The sequence below is a fragment of the Henriciella mobilis genome, assembly GCF_003576285.1.
GTDB classification, from domain to species: domain Bacteria; phylum Pseudomonadota; class Alphaproteobacteria; order Caulobacterales; family Hyphomonadaceae; genus Henriciella; species Henriciella mobilis.
On sequence record NZ_QWFX01000016.1, the window covers coordinates 620,904 to 637,814 of the forward strand.

The following is a 16,911-nucleotide window of genomic DNA, read 5'->3' on the forward strand; positions in this document are numbered from 1 at the left end:
ATCAGGCACGCCGGAACGCCGGTCTCAATCGTCTTAGTCTTACCCGCTGGTGTAGTACTTCGCGTACGACTTGTAGCCGGAGTGGCCGTAGCCCTGGCGGTGATACTTGCTGGTATCCACCCGGTTGATCACGACGCCAGCCACGCGGGCGCGGAAGTCACGCAGGATGGACAGGGTCTGCTTGAGGGCAGCCCGGTTTGTCTTGAGCCAGCGCGATACGATCACAACCTGGTCCACCTTGCTCGTCAGGACGCGGGTCTCTGCGAGCAGGAGCAGCGGGCCTGTATCGATGATGATGAACTCATAGATGTCCTGCAGCTGTTCCATGAGCTGGTCGAAGGCCTTCGAACCAAACACATCGCGGGGCGTGTGACGCGACGGCGTCAGCGGCAGGATGTGGAGATTGCTCGCCTCATCGATCTGCACAGCTTCTTCAATCGTGCACTCTCCGAACAGGCATTCCAGGAAGCCGCGCTCAGGCGGTTCGCTCATGACCACGTCGGAAAGCCGCTTGCGGCGGAAGTCACCATCGATGATCAGCGTCCGCGTTCCGGACATGGCAGACATCAGGCCGAGGCCGTGGGTCATGGTCGTCTTGCCTTCGTCCGGCTGCGAGGACGTGATCGCGACCGTCTTCACCGGCGAGTCCAGGTCGGCAAACATGATCGACGCCCTGAGGTTCCGGAAACTCTCGGCATAGGCTGATGTCGGGTTTTCCAGCAGATAGGTCCGCGCATCGCGCTTGGCCGAACCGGTCAGGCGCGGGAAGTTGCCGAGGAATGGCACGCGGAAGTGCTCCTCGATCTCCTCGCCGCTGCTGATCTGGCTGTTCAGTGCTTCGGCAGCTACCACGGCGCCGACGCCCAGCATCAGGCCAAAGACGAGGCCGACAGCAAGGTTCAGCGACGTCTTCGGGAAAGACGGCGTACGCGGAACCGGCGCGGACGAAAGGAGGCGTGCATCGGGTTCTGCAAGACCTTCGGATTCGTTGGTCTGCTTGAAGCGCGCCAGGAAGGCTTCATAGATTGAGCGAGAGGCTTCGGCATTACGCTCCAGTTCACGCAGGCGCACGGCGGCCTGATTGTTCTGGGCCAGCGTGTTGCGCATCGAGTTGAGATTGGTCTCGAGGCTCTGCACGCGCTTGCGGGCGATGGCCACGTCACCTTCGATGTTTGATACAATGCGGCGCAGCTCAACCTGGATCTGGTCGCGGATATTGGCTTCTTCGTTATTGATGCCCTGAATGTCCGGGTGTTTTGGCCCGTAACGGTTCTGCAGGTCGGCGCGGCGGCGCAGGATTTCAGCCTGCTGGCGGCGAAGTTCGGAAATGACCGGCGAATTCAGGGCCTCGCCGCTGACTTCAGCAGAGATACCGCGCTGCGCCATTTCGCGAACCGTGACAAGACGCGCCTCGGCGGTCGCCAGCTCGGCACGCTGGACGATGAGCTGGGCATTGAGGTCCGCCATTTGCTGCTCGTTGAGCGTCGTCGCACCGGCGCTGATCAGGCCCGAGCTGGCACGGTAGGATTCCACCGCATTCTCGGCCTGGTTCACTTCCTCACGCAGTTCGGCGAGGCGCTCCTCGAGCCAGGAGTTTGCCCGGCGGGTCGCATCGAACTTGGCGTCCAGCTGCTCGACAAAGTACTGATCGACGATCTGGTTTGCGATGGCAGCAGCCAGTTCCGGGTCGTGGCTATCGGCGAAGATTTCGATGCCATAGGTCGTTCCGATGCGGCGCGCAGATGTCTGCGAGAGCAGCGAGTTGACGACCAGTTCCATCTCTTTCTTCTGGGATGCCGCTTCGGATTCCTCGGCGACATTGCTCGAACCGCCGCCCAGCCAGCTCTTGATTTGGGATTTGACCTGATCGGACATGCTCGCCTCGCGCAGCAGCGGATTGAATTCCGGATAGCTGGTCAGGTCGAGCTGGCGGACCACTTTTTCGGCCAGAGACCGCGAGCGGATGATCTCCACTTCAGTATCGACTACGGTGGATTCAGGCGGAAGGCCTGACAGGACCGACCCGATGTCGACCACCGTCTTGTCACGCGAGTCGATGATGACTGAGGCGCTGGTCGAATAGACAGGCGTCGCCTGAAAGGTGAACAGGGCCACGGTCACGAATACCGAAATCACGACCAGGAGGAACAGGGCCAGCCGGCGGCGAAGCGCACGCAGGGCCTGTTTCGGATCAGTGATCTTCTCGTCCGACGCGTTCCCTTCGGGCGCGTAGTAGGGACGATTGGCATAACGCGTATCGATTGGAATCTGGCTGTTCACTGGTCTGTTTCCGTCTGGTTATGCGTTTCATTCAAGGTGAGGGGCAGGCGATCGACCGGTTAGGGCGTCAGGATCAGCGTCGCCATCACGCGATTGTCAGTGAAAGACCGGACATTGGAATCCTGGTCTGCAAACCGGTAGCTCAGCCGTGCCGATGCATTGCGATTGAACTTCCACAGTGAGCCGACCTCGAATTCGATGCGGTCATCGCTACGATCGACGTTCTCGAAATCGAAATTCGTGAAATCGATACCAGCATTGACCAGCCAGTTGCGGCGAAGCTCATGGTCCACATTTACTCCGAGCGCGGTCTGCGTCGCGGCGGCCGTGGACTGGATGCCTGGGTCGATAACGCGCCGGGACGCACTGGCCGATACCGTGGTGAGCTGTGTGACAAACCAGTTCGCATTGCCCTCGACCGAAAGGCCGGAAACATCCTCAGCGGTAGGATCGTCATATTCGAACTGGTGATATCCAACGGCGATGTCGCCGCGAAGCAGGATCGGAAGTTCGAAATTCGTGCCGACGCGGACAATCGTACCCTCGGAGTCGCGGGTGCGCTGGCCGGGGCTCGTTGGCGCGTCATAGTCCCGGGACGTGACACTGCCTTCGGCGAAAACCGACCAGTCCCGTTGCGGGGCATACGAAACCCGGACGGACCCTGTCATCTCGTCACGGTCACGGAAGTCCTGGTCCAATGTGCCGCCACCATTCAGGCTGACATCGCTGAAATTGTAGGTATCGGCGGACAGGCGGCCACGCAGGCGCACGCGGCCCTGTTCGTAGTTGATCCCGGCTTCGCCGCCAACACGATCAACTTCGACCGGCTCTGCAGCTGCCGGATCGCTCGCTACGGAGGCCCGCGGTTCATTCGTATGTTCGGCCAGCACCGCGCCGACGAGACCGAAGCTGCTGGTTACATCAAGACCGCCGAATGCCCGGGCAAACAGGTCTGTGGCCGATTCTGAACCGGTATCGACATACTCGGTATGCTCTGCTGCCAGCGACGCTCCAAACTCATGGCGAGACCAGGTCGACACCAGGTCAACAGACGGTGCGATGACGCCAAAGGAGTCTCCGGTTTCGTCAGTGGTCGAAGCGAACAGGTTGCTGCGATAGCCCGCACCCACGCGAAGGCGGGGCTGAGCCTCGAAGGCGCCTAGGCGAACCGGCACCGGATCGAATTCCGGCTGCGGGCGCTCTGTGACCGAGACGTATCTATTTCGATCAAAGAAGCTGTCCTGAGCCTGCGCCGTAAACGCAGAAGCCGAAATGGCAGCGACCGAAGCCGCGGTTACAAAGTGTGCTGTCTTGATCATGTCTAGTGTCCCCAAACGTCACGCTACGGGTCACCTAAGCAATGACGATACCAGTTCGTGTACCTTTCGAAGCTTTCTATCCCCTGAAAGCAATCCGGCCCGGAACAGCCGTGTGTCCCGGGCCGGAAAATTAAGCAGCCATTAGGTCGGCCGGTAGTCCGAGGTGGACTGGACGCCGGAGCTTGCCGGCGGCGCTGATCCTGGCTTCAGCAAGTCAAAGGCTTCCTGCGCCGGACCGAGTGCATGGCCGAACCGAGGCCGCAAATGAACGCCCGAAGGATTGTTCCATTGCGGCGAGAGCGTTTCAGGCGATTGTGCCTCGGCAAAAGAGGCCGGAATCGATGGTGCACTGTCCAGCTTCTGGCCAACCGTTTCACCACAAGCGGCGTAGGCCGACAGATCATGCAGTGAACCGCCAGGCAGTTCGCCTGCAATCTCAACGATGTCAGCTTGGCCTGCGCAAGCATTCAATGCTTCCAGGGTAAGGCCATTCAGGTCGACGGGCTGGGCCACGCCAACCGGCACGTCATCACCCGGCCGGGTTGCGAATGACAGCTTGTTCATGCTGGCAATCCTGGTCGGACGGATCATTTCGCCATCATTGGCCGGCGCAGCAATAGCTGGCACTTCGCCAGCCTCATTCTGAACGTTTGCAACAAGGGCATCCACGACCTTGTCGTTATCGTCTTGTGCAGTGAAGAACGCGGTATCGCCGTGCATGAACACTGCGCCTGCCGCTGCAATGGCCGCTGCGAGGCCCATTGCGATGGCCATGTGTTTCATTTTTGTCCCCTTCTGGCTTCGTCCCTGAAGCCAGTCGTTACGATATCGCAACGGTGCAAGAAATACACCCTTTTTTGCGGTGCAAGGTGAGCCCTAGAAAAAGCGCTCGACCACGCGGATCGTGTCACCGGGCTGCACCTTCAGCGTCGGCTTCAACTCGACGCGGATTTCTTCATCCACTTCAGCGCCCTTGATCAAGACGAAGCGCTTGTTGGCTCGGTAGGTGAACCCCTCGGCCGTCGCGATGGCGTTCATGACGGTCAGGCCATTTGTGTATGGATACTCGCCCGGCCGGGCGACTTCGCCCAGGATATAGAATGGGCGGTAATTGACGACCTCCGCGCTCACGCGCGGTTCGCGCAGGTAGCCGTCACCAAAACGTTCTTCAGCCAGACGCTGGAACTCGCGGACGGTCATCCCTTCGACATTCACGTCACCAATCAACGGCAACGATAGAAAACCCTGTCCGTCCACGACGAACTCGCCAGACAGTTCGGGCTCACCGAAAACGGTCACGCGCAGACGATCTGCATTGCTGAGACGGTACTCCGTCACGACCCGGTCTGTCATGACATCTGCGTCCGGTGTGCCATTTCTGTCCGCCTGTACGGGGGCCGTCTCGCAAGCTGCCAGGAACACCGAGGCCAGGAAGACTGCGCAAAGCGCGCGAAAACAGGAAATCATCATGGGTTTGCGCGTAGCCTTATCGTGTCTTGAGAAAACTGATCTGGTCCTTTTCGAGGCGAACAGCCGTGAGGCGCCCGCTGAAATAGGCCCCTGTGTCGACATTGATGCGCCGGAAGTCACTATAGGCATCATCTGCTGGCGTATGTCCATGAACCACGACGACATCATCTCGCTCACCTGCTTTCAGAAACTCGTCCCGGATCCAAAGCAAGTCATGTTCCTCTTGTTCGTCAAAGGCCCGGCCAGGCCGTGTCCCGGCGTGAACGAATCCGTAGTCACCCAGTCGGACGGACACGTCCAGCGCGCGCATGAAGTGCAAATGCGACTCGGGAAATTTCTCCTGGAACTGCTGATGAGCCGAAAGCCATTCGTCGTTCATCGTCAGGCTCCGAGGCGGTCGCACGCCGTAAGAGACAAGCGTCTCGCGACCACCATAATTTGCCCATTCAGGACCATGCTCGGGTTGTTCCAGAAAGCGCAGCAGCGCCTCTTCATGATTGCCCTTCAGGAAGAACGTCTCAAACCGGGACACCTGGTCGCTCATCAGGAAGTCAATCACCTGGCGTGACTGGAACCCGCGGTCGACATAATCGCCCAGCATAATGAGGTGAGGCGTTGCTTCACTCTCGCGTGCGTCTTCCTCGATGCGCTTGAAGAGGGCCTGCAACAGGTCGGCGCGGCCGTGCACATCGCCTACTGCGTAGACAAGAATCCCGTCGGGAAGCTCTGCCGGCGCGGCTTGCGGCGCCGCATCGGCAATGGCTGCGGCTGCGACAGGCATTGAGGCGAGGCCAGGCTGATCTGTAATTGCAGCACGGCGCGATATCACCCTGCTGCGTTCCAGAACCGGGAAACGTTCCTTGAGCCAGCCGGCCATGGATGCCAGACCGGATCGCGCGAGGGCGACCGGCCTGTGCCATAGGCGCCGCAGCAAGCTAGCCGCGGTCTCTTTTGCTGACTGACGAGCCAATCTGTCCCCCTCGACGTCGCTCGAAGTTCCAACTTTACATATATTCTATAGCAAGAAGTGTGCGCGAGTCACTGTTTCTGCAATTAGTTCAGGGCCTTCGGCCTCTAAATTGCAGTAAAAATGACCAGAAAGATGGCGCCCCAGGCGAGCGTGCAGAAAACGAGAATGAAAAGATAGGTCTTCCAGAGTGGCCATTTCTCGGCGCGACGACGTTCGCGCTTGCGCGCAGGCGCATGCACAGTTGCAGAAGAAGGCGTCGAAGTGGAAGTTGGTGTTGGCATGTACTTTGGCTATCGTTTGACCTTGTCCCGAACGCGGAACAACGTGTTTAGTTCACCAAGGATTGAATTTCCTGAACAAATACTCAACAACTCGCTTAGTTCTCTGAATTGTGCTTGTGCACATGGAGGCAAGGGCTGATGTCAAAACTATGGCATGATGTGCAAGCTGTCCGGGTGCAGCCTCTGGAATTACCCGTCGGGCGCCTGAAGCAAATCGGCCTGATCATTGCCACAGCGGTCACGGCGGCCCTGTGTATTCAGGGCCTCATCTTGAATCACGAGTCCAGAAAACTGACGCAATCCCGGATATCGCTCAGTCAGGCTGAAACCCTGCTGACTTCCGGCGCCGGGCCGCAAGTCATGCTGTCCGCGGCCGAAGCACTGGAACTGACCTCGCCGGAAGCTGCCCGGCTTGCGATTTCGCTGACGCATGCCAGCCTGTCCCAACAGCCTCAACAGCCCTATGCATGGGCCGAACTGGCCTACTATCAGAGTCGGCTCAAGGGCCACGTCGACAGAACTGCGCTAAGCGCGTTCCAGACATCGATTGATCAATGCGGCTACTGCGACCAGGACCTGTTGCGCTGGCGTCTGGGCTTTGCACTGGATCACTGGGAGGACATGCCAGAAGAGGTACGCCTCGATGTATTTCGGGGGGCCGAGTTCCTACGCTGGTGGCACATGGACGGCGCATTCCTGGCAGAAGCCAGGGAACGGGCAACGGCGCTCGGCATCGATTTTCGCGACTATCAGCGCAAAGTGGTGTCAGATATTCGCCCGCATGAAATCCTGCCAGCGAACTAGCTGATCCCGTTCTGGGCCAGGATCTGACGGACCTTCTGCTTGAAGGGTTCACGGCCGAACGTCTCGGCGTGGGCCCGGATCCGCTGAGGGTCGAAGTCCTCATCCTTGAAACTGCCGATCGCCTCGACGAACGCCTCGACAGTCTGCTCCTTCACGAACAGGCCACTCAAACCATCAACCACGGTGTCGAGCGCGCCACCTCGCGCATAGGCGATGACCGGGCGGCCTGACGCCATGACTTCAACCGGAATCATGCCGAAGTCTTCTTCGCCGGGAAAGACCAGGGCCTTGCAGCGGGCAAAATGATGTTTCAGCTCGCTGAACGGTACACGACCGAGAAACTCGATATTGTCGCCGGCCTTCCGCTCAAGCGCCTTTCGCTCCTCGCCGTCGCCGATGACCTTGAGCTTCAGGCCGAGCTCGTTGAAGGCGTCGATCGCCAGATCGAACCGCTTGTAGCGAACGAACTCGCCAGCCGCGAGGAAATAGTCACCGCGTTCCGACTCGTCGGCAATCTTGAAGTCCTCCGTCGCCACGGGCGGGAAGACGACCTCCGACGACCGGCGATAATATTTCTCGATCCGCTTTGCGACGAAACTGGAATTGGCCAGGAACTGGTCGACGCGCGCGGCGCTTGTGACGTCCCAGGTCCGCAGCCGATGAGCGATACCCGGAAAGGCGATCTTTGCCAGCCTGCCGGCAGATGCCTGGTACTGCGGATAGAGGTCCCAGATATAGCGCATCGGCGAGTGCGTGTAGCACATGTGAAAGGCGTCCGGACGCGGAATCACACCCTTGGCCGGACCTGACTCCGAAGAGATGACAAGGTCGTATTCGGAAAGGTTCAGTTCCTCCAGCGCTCGCGGCATGAAGGGCAGGTACTTCTGGTACTGCGACCGCGCGAACGGCATCTTCGAAATGAAGGTCGTCTTGATGTCGTGCTGGTTCAGCTTTGAGGAAAGCCTCTTGCGGTCACAGACATGCGTAAAGATGTCGGCATCGGGAAAAAGATCACAAAAGGCTTCGAGCACACGCTCTCCGCCTCTCATTCCGTTAAGCCAGTAGTGTATCAGGGCAACACGCATCAGACATATTCCTCGCAATCTGCCCTGAATAAAGCAGATATTGCGCCAGCCCGGACGGAGCGGGTTTACGCTCTGCCCGGGCTGGGAATTTGGCTGGAGTAAGGTGTCCTAGCGGGCGCCCTTGGAGAACAGCACCGCAGGCACTGTCATCGCCATGATCTTGATGTCGCCCGTTACGGTCCAGTCGCGGACATAGGTCACATCAAGTTCGACGCGTTCGTCATAGGAGGTATCGCTGCGACCACTGATCTGCCACAGGCCCGTCAGTCCCGGCCGCGTGCTCAGATAGAAGTCATACTTGTCGCCATAACGGGCCGCTTCGTTCCGGACGATCGGGCGCGGGCCAACGATCGACATCTCACCCTTGAGAATGTTGAACAGTTGCGGAAGCTCATCGAGTGACGAGCGGCGAAGGAAGTCGCCGAGCGGCGTGATCCGCGGGTCGTCCGTCAGTTTCTGGGTCGCGCGCCATTCCTGAGCGGCAACCGGATTTGTCGCCAGAAGCGCCTCAAGACGCTCTTGCGCATCCACCACCATTGTACGGAACTTCAGGCAGCGGAATTCCTTGCCATCGCGGCCAATCCGGTTCTGCGCGAAGAAGATCGGACCGGGGTCCTTGATCTTCATCAGTACCGCAATGCAAAGAAGCAGCGGCGAAATGAATACCAGAGCCGCGGCGGACAATACAATGTCCATCCCGCGTTTCAGGACGCTGCTTCCCGCCTTGGAAAATTTTTCAGCGGGCCCCTGCCGAGTTTGTTGCCTGGCCGTCTTGTTCGCGTCTTCAAACGCGACGTTCGAATAATCGTTGAAAGGCACCGATTCCCCCAAATACACTACCGAAGCCGTTTCGAATCTTGGTCCCTATTCGACCCGGCTATTGATTTTCCCTGCTGGCGACGTCCCTTCGCCAACTTCACTTTGCGCGAAACAATTTGTTTACACAATGTTAATCAATGCAATGCGCGAGCCAGCCCGGACTTTCAAGCATATTCCCCTGAGGCGCGAACCGGCCCCCGCACAATCGGGCAGCTGCCGAAGAACGCGCCAGTTTGGCACATTTCTCGCTCAAGCTTCATGCAAAATGCCGAGCTTCTGGACAAAAAACCGGATTTGGGCTCAGCATCGAGAAGGGGGAAGCGATGTCTATTACCAATGCGGGACAGTTTGTCCGACATGATACAAAGCTGCGGGTGGCCGCCTGCTTCCTTGTCCCGGCAACACTGCTGATTGCGCATTTCTCCCACGGTGCCGACACAATGGCGGCCTCAGCCTGGGTCGGCGTGCTGGCGTGTTGTGGGCTTGGATGCATCATTATGATGCGTCCACACACAGATTCTCCTCCGCTGACCCTGTTTCTTTTTGGGTTGCTCGCGCTTTTCGTTGCCCTCGGATGGACCGGAAACTGGCATCAGGCCCGTACCGAAGTGATGCAGCTGGCGATCGCCATCGTGTTCTGGACCTCAGGGGCCATGATTGGCCGGTCACGCCAAATGCTGATGACCAGCTGGACAGTCTTGTCAGGCAGTTTTGCTTTCATCGCCGGACTTGCCCTGCTCAGCTATCCGATGATGTCGGCAGAGCTGGCAACCGGAACGGGCGCCGACCGGTACTTCCGGCTCAGTTTTAGCTTCCATTCGCCCAACACGCTCGGCTCTCTCATGGGCCTCGGCGTGATCGTATCGTCGATGCACCTTGCCTATATCATGCGCTCACGCGTGGCGACGGGCATCCCGATCCTTGCGAAGTTCAGCTACATTCCACGAGAGGGCTATGTCTCTATTGTGGCGCTGGTCCTTTGCGCAGGGTGTCTGCTGCTGTCGCTGTCTCGAGCGGCCATTTTCCTGACCCTTGCATTCCTCGCCGCAACTGCGGCCATCGAAGTCTTCGTTCGCCGCAATTCCGAGACGTTTAATCTCGCCAGACACCGCTATACGGTCATCGGCCTCATTGCTCTGGCCTTCGCGCTAACACTGGCCTTCGCGCTGACGGTCGGCGATATCAGCGAGCGCGCTGGAGACCTTCATATCGACGGGGCCGGGCGCTGGGCCCTGCTCTCGGAATACTGGCAAGAGTGGCAGACAAAACCGATATTTGGCCACGGCCTCGGCAGCTTCAACCGGATTAACGAATCCATGACGACGATGGACAATGCCGCCATGCTGGTCTTGCTGGGTGCCGCGCATAACGTGATCCTTCAATGGCTCCTGCAGGGCGGCATTGTCGGCCTGCTCGCCATTGCAACCGTGCAGGCCATCTTCCACTCCAGGATCGTGCGCGGCGCCAGCCAGGGTTCTTACCGCACGCGATCCTATCTCTGCCGCATGGCGCTTGCCGCTTCCATCTTCCTCTTCCTGCATAACATGGTCGACTTCCCGCTCGAGATCCCGAGCATCATGTGGACGTACGCCTTTATTCTTGGACTTGCCTGTGGCATGCCTGAAAAGACGAGACTTGGGGGCAGTAAGTCGCGTTGACGGCTAAGGTCTGCAGAATCGCAGGCAGGGACGGGAGCAGTATTCATTGTCAGCTTCATTTGTGGCTGTGGCGAACCTGAAGGGCGGTGTCGGTAAATCGACCACGACCCTGATGCTCGCAGACGGCTTGGCGTATTATTTCGGGGCCAATGTTCTGGTCGTGGATTTCGACCCGCAGGCGAACAGTAGTCAGATGATGCTGACAGAACGTGGCCTGCAAATGGCGTATGAGCAGGGCAAGAGCGTTATCAGCCTGCTGAACCAGTTTGCTTCGGGTGCAACACCGAACCTGGCCGATCTCATCCTGCCAAATGCGGTCACCCTTGAAGAGCTGCATCAGGCCGAACAGCGCGATCAGCGGCGCGGCTGGATTTCGATCCTGCCATCGCATCCGAGCCTTCGCTTCGCGGAGATGGAGGTCGAGGAGCGGCTTTATGGGCAAGGAACCCGTCCAAGCGAACTCGCGCGCAAGCTTCACAAGCATTTCTCAGAGGCGCTCGAACCGGTACATTCGATCTATGACGTCGTGATCATCGATACCCCGCCCTACCTCTCCCCGCTCGCGCGCGCCGGCCTTATGCTCGCGGAGACGTTTGTGACGCCAACGCTGGCGGACCCTGTCTCGATCTGGGGCACGAAACAGTTCTCCGACTGGATGACAGCCAATATCGCAGCCGACATCGCCCAGCGGAATTTCGTCGTGATCACGCGCTTCAAGAATACCCGCTACGCGCGCGAAGCCGAGCATGAACTGCGCAACATTTACCTGAAGAACCGGCAGTTTGGCCCGACGATCCCGGAATCCGTCCAGGCCCTGGCGGCCATGGACCGCGCCGATATCGACAGCTACCACACCATGCGCGGCAAGTATGGCAATCTGCGCAACGACGTCCGGCGCCTGTCAGAGAGCTTTGCAGGCTTCCTTGCTTCGCGCCTTGGCGCCGAGCAGCCGGAACTGGTCAGGTCCTGAGGCGGGCTACTCAGCCGCCCGCCATCAAAGGCTGCGCCTGAGCCCCAACGCCTGATAGACGCCGCGGCGAAAGGCCTTCAGCGCCGGCTTCATCCAGATGATCGAGCGGAACCGCTGGCGAAGGTAGAATTCCCAGCGCGTCAGGAAAAGGAACTTCTCCGAGCCGCTCAGCATGCGGTCGATCGTGCGGACGATATCACCGCGTCCGAGTTCGATCGCCTTGTTACGCACGTCATGCATGGAGTTGAACTCGTTCTTCGAGCGCAGGTGAAGCGCCGAAATACGGTCCAGATCATACAGGCTCCAGTCGAAGGTCGTCGCCTGCGACCTGTCTACGCCAGCCAGGTCCATCATCATCATCGAGCGCGTGCACTTCTGGCATTTCGAGCAGTTTGGATAGGGCGGCGGCAGTTTTCCGCTTGCGCAGACATTCAGCACCGACAGCGACAGTGGATCGCGCACCAGGTCGACCGTCTTGTCCCAGCGCTCCCAGTCCGCCCCGAAATGGTTTACGTCAAGGCTGGCCGAGGAGAGGCGCTTGTCGATCTCTGGGTGCGAGCCCCAGGGCATCAGCTGGAAATAAGGCGCCGATGAGGAGATGTGGATACGCCGCAACTCGCCCGAAAGCGCATGCGCAATCGATGAAAACGCCGCGCCGTGACTGAGATACGACCAGGCATCGAAATATTCCGGAACCGCCGTCATGACGTTCGACGCGGCTGGTATGAAGACACGCCCGGTCGCTCTGGCGAACTTTTCGTATTCGGACACTTCATCGATCTCGCTGCGCACTTTGGCCGGATCGAAGCGCTCCACATGCACAACGGTGACGAGTGCCTCGATGGCCGGGCCAAGCTTGTGCGCGGTGAACAGGGAGTCGATGCCCGCCGTAAAGAAACAGGCCTCCTTCGCGGCGGGTCGTCCGCCGGAACCGAGATCAGGGGAAACGGGCGCACGGATCGCGATCTTTCGCTTGTACGGGTGCCAGTCATGCCAGATGCTCAGCACGTCATCGACATTGCGCGCCGTTGTCTCCGTCACGGGGATGTCCTGCGTATAATCTTCGCCAAGCACGAACGCGATCGACGCGCCGAGCACAAAGGCCTGGTCAGCACTGACGGGGTCGCTGACCCAGTCGGGAAGTGCGACGAAGATTGAATGCCGCTTTCCACCGCGCGTTTCGTAATCAAACGCCTGTACAAAGTACTCGCCGCGTTCGGCGCTCATGCCTGCGAGCCGCATGACCCTTGTCTCCACATCGTCCGGAGGCTTTCCGGATGAGGCATTTCTCGCATGAACCGTACCAGACCACGCCGCTGACAAATACTGCGTGTACCCTTGCCGGGAGCCAATCGGCACAGATATGTCAAAGGGAATGAACACGGTTGCTACGGACCTGCGTCCGGGATCCATTTGCCAACGCTCCGCCGTCACTGGTCAGGCTCGCGAAAGCGGCATGATCATTGCTCTGACTTGTGGATGCATCGACGCCAGGAAGGGGGGCTGTTGGCAATGAAAGTGCTCATAATCGATAACTATGACAGCTTCACCTATAATCTGGCTCAGCTCGTTGCCGCCGCATCCGGCAGCGACCCGATCGTCCTTTACAATGACGCCATCTCTGAATCCGAACTCCGTTCAATGGATTTCGATGCCGTAATCCTCTCGCCCGGACCGGGCCGGCCTGACCGGCAACGCGATTTCGGCCTTTGCGAAACCATACTGAGAGATTTTCGCAAGCCTGTCCTGGGCGTCTGTCTCGGCCACCAGGGGATTGCGCATTTCGCCGGCGGGCTTGTGACGCATGCCCCCGAGCCGATGCATGGACGCCTCAGCAAGATCCACCATAATGGCCAGCAGCTGTTCAAGGGCATTCTCTCGCCCTTCAACGCCGTTCGATATCACTCGCTGGTTGTCAGCGAATTGCCCGATTGTCTCGAGGTTGATGCGAAGACCGAGGACGGGCTGGTCATGGGCCTGCATCACAAGGCACTGCCGCTCTGGGGCGTCCAGTTTCATCCGGAATCAATTGCCACAGAATACGGCGACAAGGTCATCGCGAACTTTCTTGAGCTGGCGGATACATTCCTGCGCGCGGAATATCCCGGCGAGGAGGTCGATGTCGCTTCCGACCAGCCGGCTAGCCAGACGAACCGCCTGAAACCGGTGCTGCGCGAGCTCACGACAGATCTCTCATCGGATGCATGTTTCGAGATCCTGTACGGCAAGTCTACCGATGCCTTCTGGCTGGACTCCAGTGCCCACGCCAAGCAACAGGGGCGCTTTTCCTTCATGGGCGATGGTGCCGGCCCTCGCGCAGAAACGCTCAGCTATGACGTGAGCAGTAACCGCGTGGACGTCACGACGTCGGCCGGAACCGAGGTGTTCGAAGAGAGTGTCTTCGACTACATTTCCCGTCGCATGCAGGCCACTGTGTTCGTCGACGACATGGACATGCCTGTACCCTTCAAGGGCGGTTATGTCGGCTATCTCGGCTATGAATTAAAAGCGCTCAGCGGCGGCAAGAATGCCCATAAGAGCCCGCAAGCCGACGCAAAAATGATCTTCGCCGATCGCTTCATCGCCTTCGATCACAAATTCAAGCAGGCCTGGATGGTCTGCCTTGTCGAACCCGGTAAGGAAGGCGAAGCGAAGGACTGGTTCACGACGGTTGAGACCAGCCTGCAGAACAGCTGCCTGATATCGAAGCCGGCGTTTGATGCCGTCCTTCGCGAGACCGAACCGGAAGACCCGTGGATCAAACGGCATTCCCGCGATGCCTATATCGAGCGCATCAATGCTTCGCTCGACAAGATCCGCGATGGCGAATCCTATGAGATCTGCCTCTGCAACGAGTGGACGAAAACTTACGAGAAGAGTCCGCTCGGCACCTACCAGCATCTGCGCGCCATGAATCCGGCGCCCTATTCGGCCTTCCTGCGATTTGACGAGTTGAGCGTGCTCAGCTGTTCGCCCGAACGCATGGTGAAGATTTCAAAAGACGGCCATGTCAACTGCAAGCCGATCAAGGGAACGATCGCCCGCGGCAGGACGCGGCCGCAGGATGAGGCCCTCAAGCAGCAGCTTTATACCAGCGAGAAGGACCGGGCCGAGAACCTGATGATCGTCGACCTGATCCGCAACGATCTCAACCGCGTGTGCCGCACCGGGACGGTCACCGTTCCGAAACTGTGCGCAATCGAGAGCTTTGCAACGGTTCACCAGATGGTCAGCACTGTGGTTGGCGAGCTGCGCAAGAGCGAGACGTCCGTGTCCTGTGTACAGTCGCTTTTTCCGGGTGGCTCGATGACTGGCGCCCCGAAGATCCGCACGATGGAGATCATCGACGATCTGGAAGCCGGGCCGCGCGGTATCTATTCCGGCGCCATCGGCTACTTCTCCCTCGATGGCGCGGTCGACCTCAACATCGTGATCCGCACCGTCGTGCTGAACGGGACCCGCGCGTCCATCGGCGCGGGCGGTGCCATCGTCGCGCTGTCCGATCCGGTCGCCGAGTTTGACGAAACCATGTTGAAAGGCGAACTGCTCCGCAACGCCTTGCTGACGCTCGACCCGGCCGATGTCGAAGTCGTCACCCACAACGAACAGCAGGCGCCGGCAGAATGACCAGCGTCATGGCCATCGATCATCTTGAAATGCTTCGCAGCCGCCTGGACCTGATCGACAGCGAGCTGATCAGCCTGCTCGGCCAGCGGTTCGACACAATTCGCGACGTCGCCGAATACAAGCGCGACACCGGCATTGCGGTGATGCAGCCGACGCGCATCGGTGAGGTGTTTACCACGCGCAGGCAGCGGGCCGTCCAGGCAGGCCTTGACCCCAAGCTCGTCGAGCGGCTCTGGACCACAATCATTTCCCATGCCTGTCAGGTCGAAAACGATGTGGCCAAGACACCGGGCGGCGAGCTGGCTTTCCAGGGTATCGGGTTCGACCACGGACTCATTGAGGTCGACGACCTGGATACCGCCTGCGGCATGATCTGCTCGCGGCTCTCCTTCAAAAAGGTCGACGTCGCCGGCGGAAGCCCATCCGAAGGCCGGACCGCTGTTCTCAGGGGCGGCAATGTCACAGTGGTCGCCAAGGAAAGAAACGAACCGGCAGGCGAGGCAGGGTCGCCAGCTTACCTGGCCATTGAGGTGCATTCGCTGGACGCGACCACCTATGAGCTGAAGCGGCGGGGTAACAAGGTCTCCGACATACAGGAAACCGATGCCGGCATCCGGATCGCCACCGTTCACCTTGGATCACCAGTCCATCTGGTCGTGCGCTATGTCGAACGACTGTTCAGGACATCGCTGGGAGCGTCGGACATTGGAGCGCCAGCGACTGTGTGCCGGGACAGGGCCTGACGGACGGGAGACCGGCATGCCGTTCTGCAACCGCGCAATCGTTTTCGGCGCCGCCGGCGGCATGGGCCGGATGTTTCGTGACCGGCTTGATGCTGCCGGCTTCGAGACGCTCGCGGTGGATATCACACCCGGCGCCGGTCTTGTCAGCGCGGACCTGACTGCGCTCTCGCGAGACATGCGGATCGCGCTCAAGGCCGCCGACCTGGTGATACTTGCCGTTCCTGATGCCATTGCCTGCAAGGCCGCCGCGCAAGTCGCAGGCGCCATGTCCGAAGATGCCACACTGGTGGACTGCACATCCGTGAAGGCGCCATATGTCGCGGCCCTGGGCAATGCCGGAAGATGCGGCCTGGTTTCAATCAATCCGCTCTTCGGCCCGGGCCTCGACTGGACCGGCCGGTCCATTGTCGTCACCGAGCTGCGTCGCCCCGCCTATCCGGAGGACCTGACAGGATTTCTCGAACGCTTTGGCCTGAACATCATCAGGCTTGATAGCGAACAGCATGACCGCCTCGCTGCCGAGGCGCAGGCGCAACTTCATGCGGCCCTGATGGCGTTTATCGCTTCAGTCAGTGCGGACGGGGCCTTGTTTGATACGCCGCCCAACCGGGTCATGCGTATGCTGTCAGCACGCATCCTATCCGGCGAGGCCCATGTCTACTGGAAGATACAAGCGTCCAACCCGTTTGCGAGCGCCGCCCGGCAAAAGCTGATCGACGCTTTGAAGACGCTCGATGATATCTGCGAGGCGGACGACGCAACTGCCTTCTCCGGGTTTCTGGAAAAAGCCAGAACCAATCTCGGGGCCCCGGCAACAGCGCTATCCGAAGATTGCGTCCAGCTTTTCAGCAGGCTGGACAGCGCCCGCTAGAAATCTCTTCTTTC

General features: G+C 59.4%; 14 protein-coding genes. 6 read left to right on the forward strand and 8 right to left on the reverse strand.

The features are described 5' to 3' along the window. Nucleotides 1-39 precede the first annotated feature (39 nt). The 5 genes from D1223_RS18440 to D1223_RS18460 all read right to left on the reverse strand — a co-directional run bounded on the left by D1223_RS18440 (nucleotide 40) and on the right by D1223_RS18460 (nucleotide 6,003). Nucleotides 40-2,280 (reverse strand): GumC family protein, encoded by a 2,241-nt coding sequence (locus D1223_RS18440; protein WP_119377804.1) that lies wholly within the window; start codon nucleotides 2,278-2,280, stop codon nucleotides 40-42. A 59-nt stretch (nucleotides 2,281-2,339) separates the two neighbouring features. Next, nucleotides 2,340-3,599: an outer membrane beta-barrel protein gene (locus D1223_RS18445; RefSeq protein WP_119377805.1), complete on the reverse strand. Its 1,260-nt coding sequence runs from the start codon at nucleotides 3,597-3,599 to the stop codon at nucleotides 2,340-2,342. A 141-nt stretch (nucleotides 3,600-3,740) separates the two neighbouring features. Continuing rightward, complete coding sequence (locus D1223_RS18450) at nucleotides 3,741-4,382, reverse strand: hypothetical protein (protein WP_119377806.1); 642 nt, start codon at nucleotides 4,380-4,382, stop codon at nucleotides 3,741-3,743. 93 nt (nucleotides 4,383-4,475) lie between these two features. Beyond that, nucleotides 4,476-4,952 carry a polysaccharide biosynthesis/export family protein gene (locus D1223_RS18455; RefSeq protein WP_233353230.1) on the reverse strand — a complete coding sequence of 159 codons (477 nt, stop codon included), beginning with the start codon at nucleotides 4,950-4,952 and terminating at the stop codon, nucleotides 4,476-4,478. A 133-nt stretch (nucleotides 4,953-5,085) separates the two neighbouring features. After that, entirely contained in the window at nucleotides 5,086-6,003 is a 918-nt protein-coding gene (locus tag D1223_RS18460; RefSeq protein ID WP_233352881.1) for a metallophosphoesterase family protein, read from the reverse strand. Between the two features lie 455 nt (nucleotides 6,004-6,458). Between D1223_RS18460 and D1223_RS18465 the strand changes: the two genes are divergently transcribed. Further along, nucleotides 6,459-7,124: a hypothetical protein gene (locus D1223_RS18465; protein WP_119377808.1), complete on the forward strand. Its 666-nt coding sequence runs from the start codon at nucleotides 6,459-6,461 to the stop codon at nucleotides 7,122-7,124. Here the strand turns inward: D1223_RS18465 and D1223_RS18470 are convergent. Both D1223_RS18470 and D1223_RS18475 read right to left on the reverse strand, forming a co-directional pair. Then, the gene (locus tag D1223_RS18470) at nucleotides 7,121-8,209 is read right to left on the reverse strand and encodes a glycosyltransferase (protein ID WP_119377809.1); all 1,089 of its coding nucleotides are present in this window, start codon (nucleotides 8,207-8,209) and stop codon (nucleotides 7,121-7,123) included. The genes D1223_RS18465 and D1223_RS18470 overlap by 4 nt on opposite strands. 108 nt (nucleotides 8,210-8,317) lie before the next feature. Next, a complete protein-coding gene (locus D1223_RS18475) occupies nucleotides 8,318-8,905 on the reverse strand; it encodes a sugar transferase (protein ID WP_119377810.1) in 588 nt (195 codons plus the stop codon). 446 nt (nucleotides 8,906-9,351) lie between these two features. Here D1223_RS18475 and D1223_RS18480 point away from each other — a divergent pair, with 446 nt between their 5' ends. Beyond that, entirely contained in the window at nucleotides 9,352-10,686 is a 1,335-nt protein-coding gene (locus D1223_RS18480; protein ID WP_119377811.1) for an O-antigen ligase family protein, read from the forward strand. 46 nt (nucleotides 10,687-10,732) lie between these two features. After that, entirely contained in the window at nucleotides 10,733-11,656 is a 924-nt protein-coding gene (locus D1223_RS18485; protein WP_119377812.1) for a ParA family protein, read from the forward strand. Between the two features lie 24 nt (nucleotides 11,657-11,680). Here the strand turns inward: D1223_RS18485 and D1223_RS18490 are convergent, their stop codons facing one another. Continuing rightward, a complete protein-coding gene (locus D1223_RS18490; protein ID WP_119377813.1) occupies nucleotides 11,681-12,898 on the reverse strand; it encodes a hypothetical protein in 1,218 nt (405 codons plus the stop codon). A 270-nt stretch (nucleotides 12,899-13,168) separates the two neighbouring features. Here D1223_RS18490 and pabB point away from each other — a divergent pair, with 270 nt between their 5' ends. From pabB to D1223_RS18505, 3 genes are read left to right on the forward strand one after another with little or no spacing between them, the layout of a single operon-like run. Then, entirely contained in the window at nucleotides 13,169-15,283 is a 2,115-nt protein-coding gene (gene pabB / locus D1223_RS18495; protein ID WP_233349525.1) for an aminodeoxychorismate synthase component I, read from the forward strand. After that, entirely contained in the window at nucleotides 15,280-16,026 is a 747-nt protein-coding gene (locus D1223_RS18500; protein WP_119377815.1) for a chorismate mutase, read from the forward strand. The genes pabB and D1223_RS18500 overlap by 4 nt, the downstream gene beginning before the upstream one ends. Before the next feature lie 16 nt (nucleotides 16,027-16,042). Beyond that, complete coding sequence (locus D1223_RS18505; protein WP_158586525.1) at nucleotides 16,043-16,897, forward strand: prephenate dehydrogenase/arogenate dehydrogenase family protein; 855 nt, start codon at nucleotides 16,043-16,045, stop codon at nucleotides 16,895-16,897. The last annotated feature ends 14 nt before the right edge of the window (nucleotides 16,898-16,911 follow it).

Excerpts from the sequence above, each read along its gene's own strand:
- D1223_RS18445 (WP_119377805.1), bottom strand. The coding sequence starts at position 3,599 with ATGATCAAGACAGCACACTTTGTAACCGCGGCTTCGGTCGCTGCCATT.
- D1223_RS18450 (WP_119377806.1), bottom strand. The coding sequence starts at position 4,382 with ATGAAACACATGGCCATCGCAATGGGCCTCGCAGCGGCCATTGCAGCG.
- D1223_RS18455 (WP_233353230.1), bottom strand. The coding sequence starts at position 4,952 with ATGACAGACCGGGTCGTGACGGAGTACCGTCTCAGCAATGCAGATCGT.
- D1223_RS18465 (WP_119377808.1), top strand. The coding sequence starts at position 6,459 with ATGTCAAAACTATGGCATGATGTGCAAGCTGTCCGGGTGCAGCCTCTG.
- D1223_RS18470 (WP_119377809.1), bottom strand. The coding sequence starts at position 8,209 with ATGCGTGTTGCCCTGATACACTACTGGCTTAACGGAATGAGAGGCGGA.
- D1223_RS18475 (WP_119377810.1), bottom strand. The coding sequence starts at position 8,905 with ATGGACATTGTATTGTCCGCCGCGGCTCTGGTATTCATTTCGCCGCTG.
- D1223_RS18480 (WP_119377811.1), top strand. The coding sequence starts at position 9,352 with ATGTCTATTACCAATGCGGGACAGTTTGTCCGACATGATACAAAGCTG.
- D1223_RS18490 (WP_119377813.1), bottom strand. The coding sequence starts at position 12,898 with ATGCGGCTCGCAGGCATGAGCGCCGAACGCGGCGAGTACTTTGTACAG.
- pabB (WP_233349525.1), top strand. The coding sequence starts at position 13,169 with ATGAAAGTGCTCATAATCGATAACTATGACAGCTTCACCTATAATCTG.
- D1223_RS18500 (WP_119377815.1), top strand. The coding sequence starts at position 15,280 with ATGACCAGCGTCATGGCCATCGATCATCTTGAAATGCTTCGCAGCCGC.
- D1223_RS18505 (WP_158586525.1), top strand. The coding sequence starts at position 16,043 with ATGCCGTTCTGCAACCGCGCAATCGTTTTCGGCGCCGCCGGCGGCATG.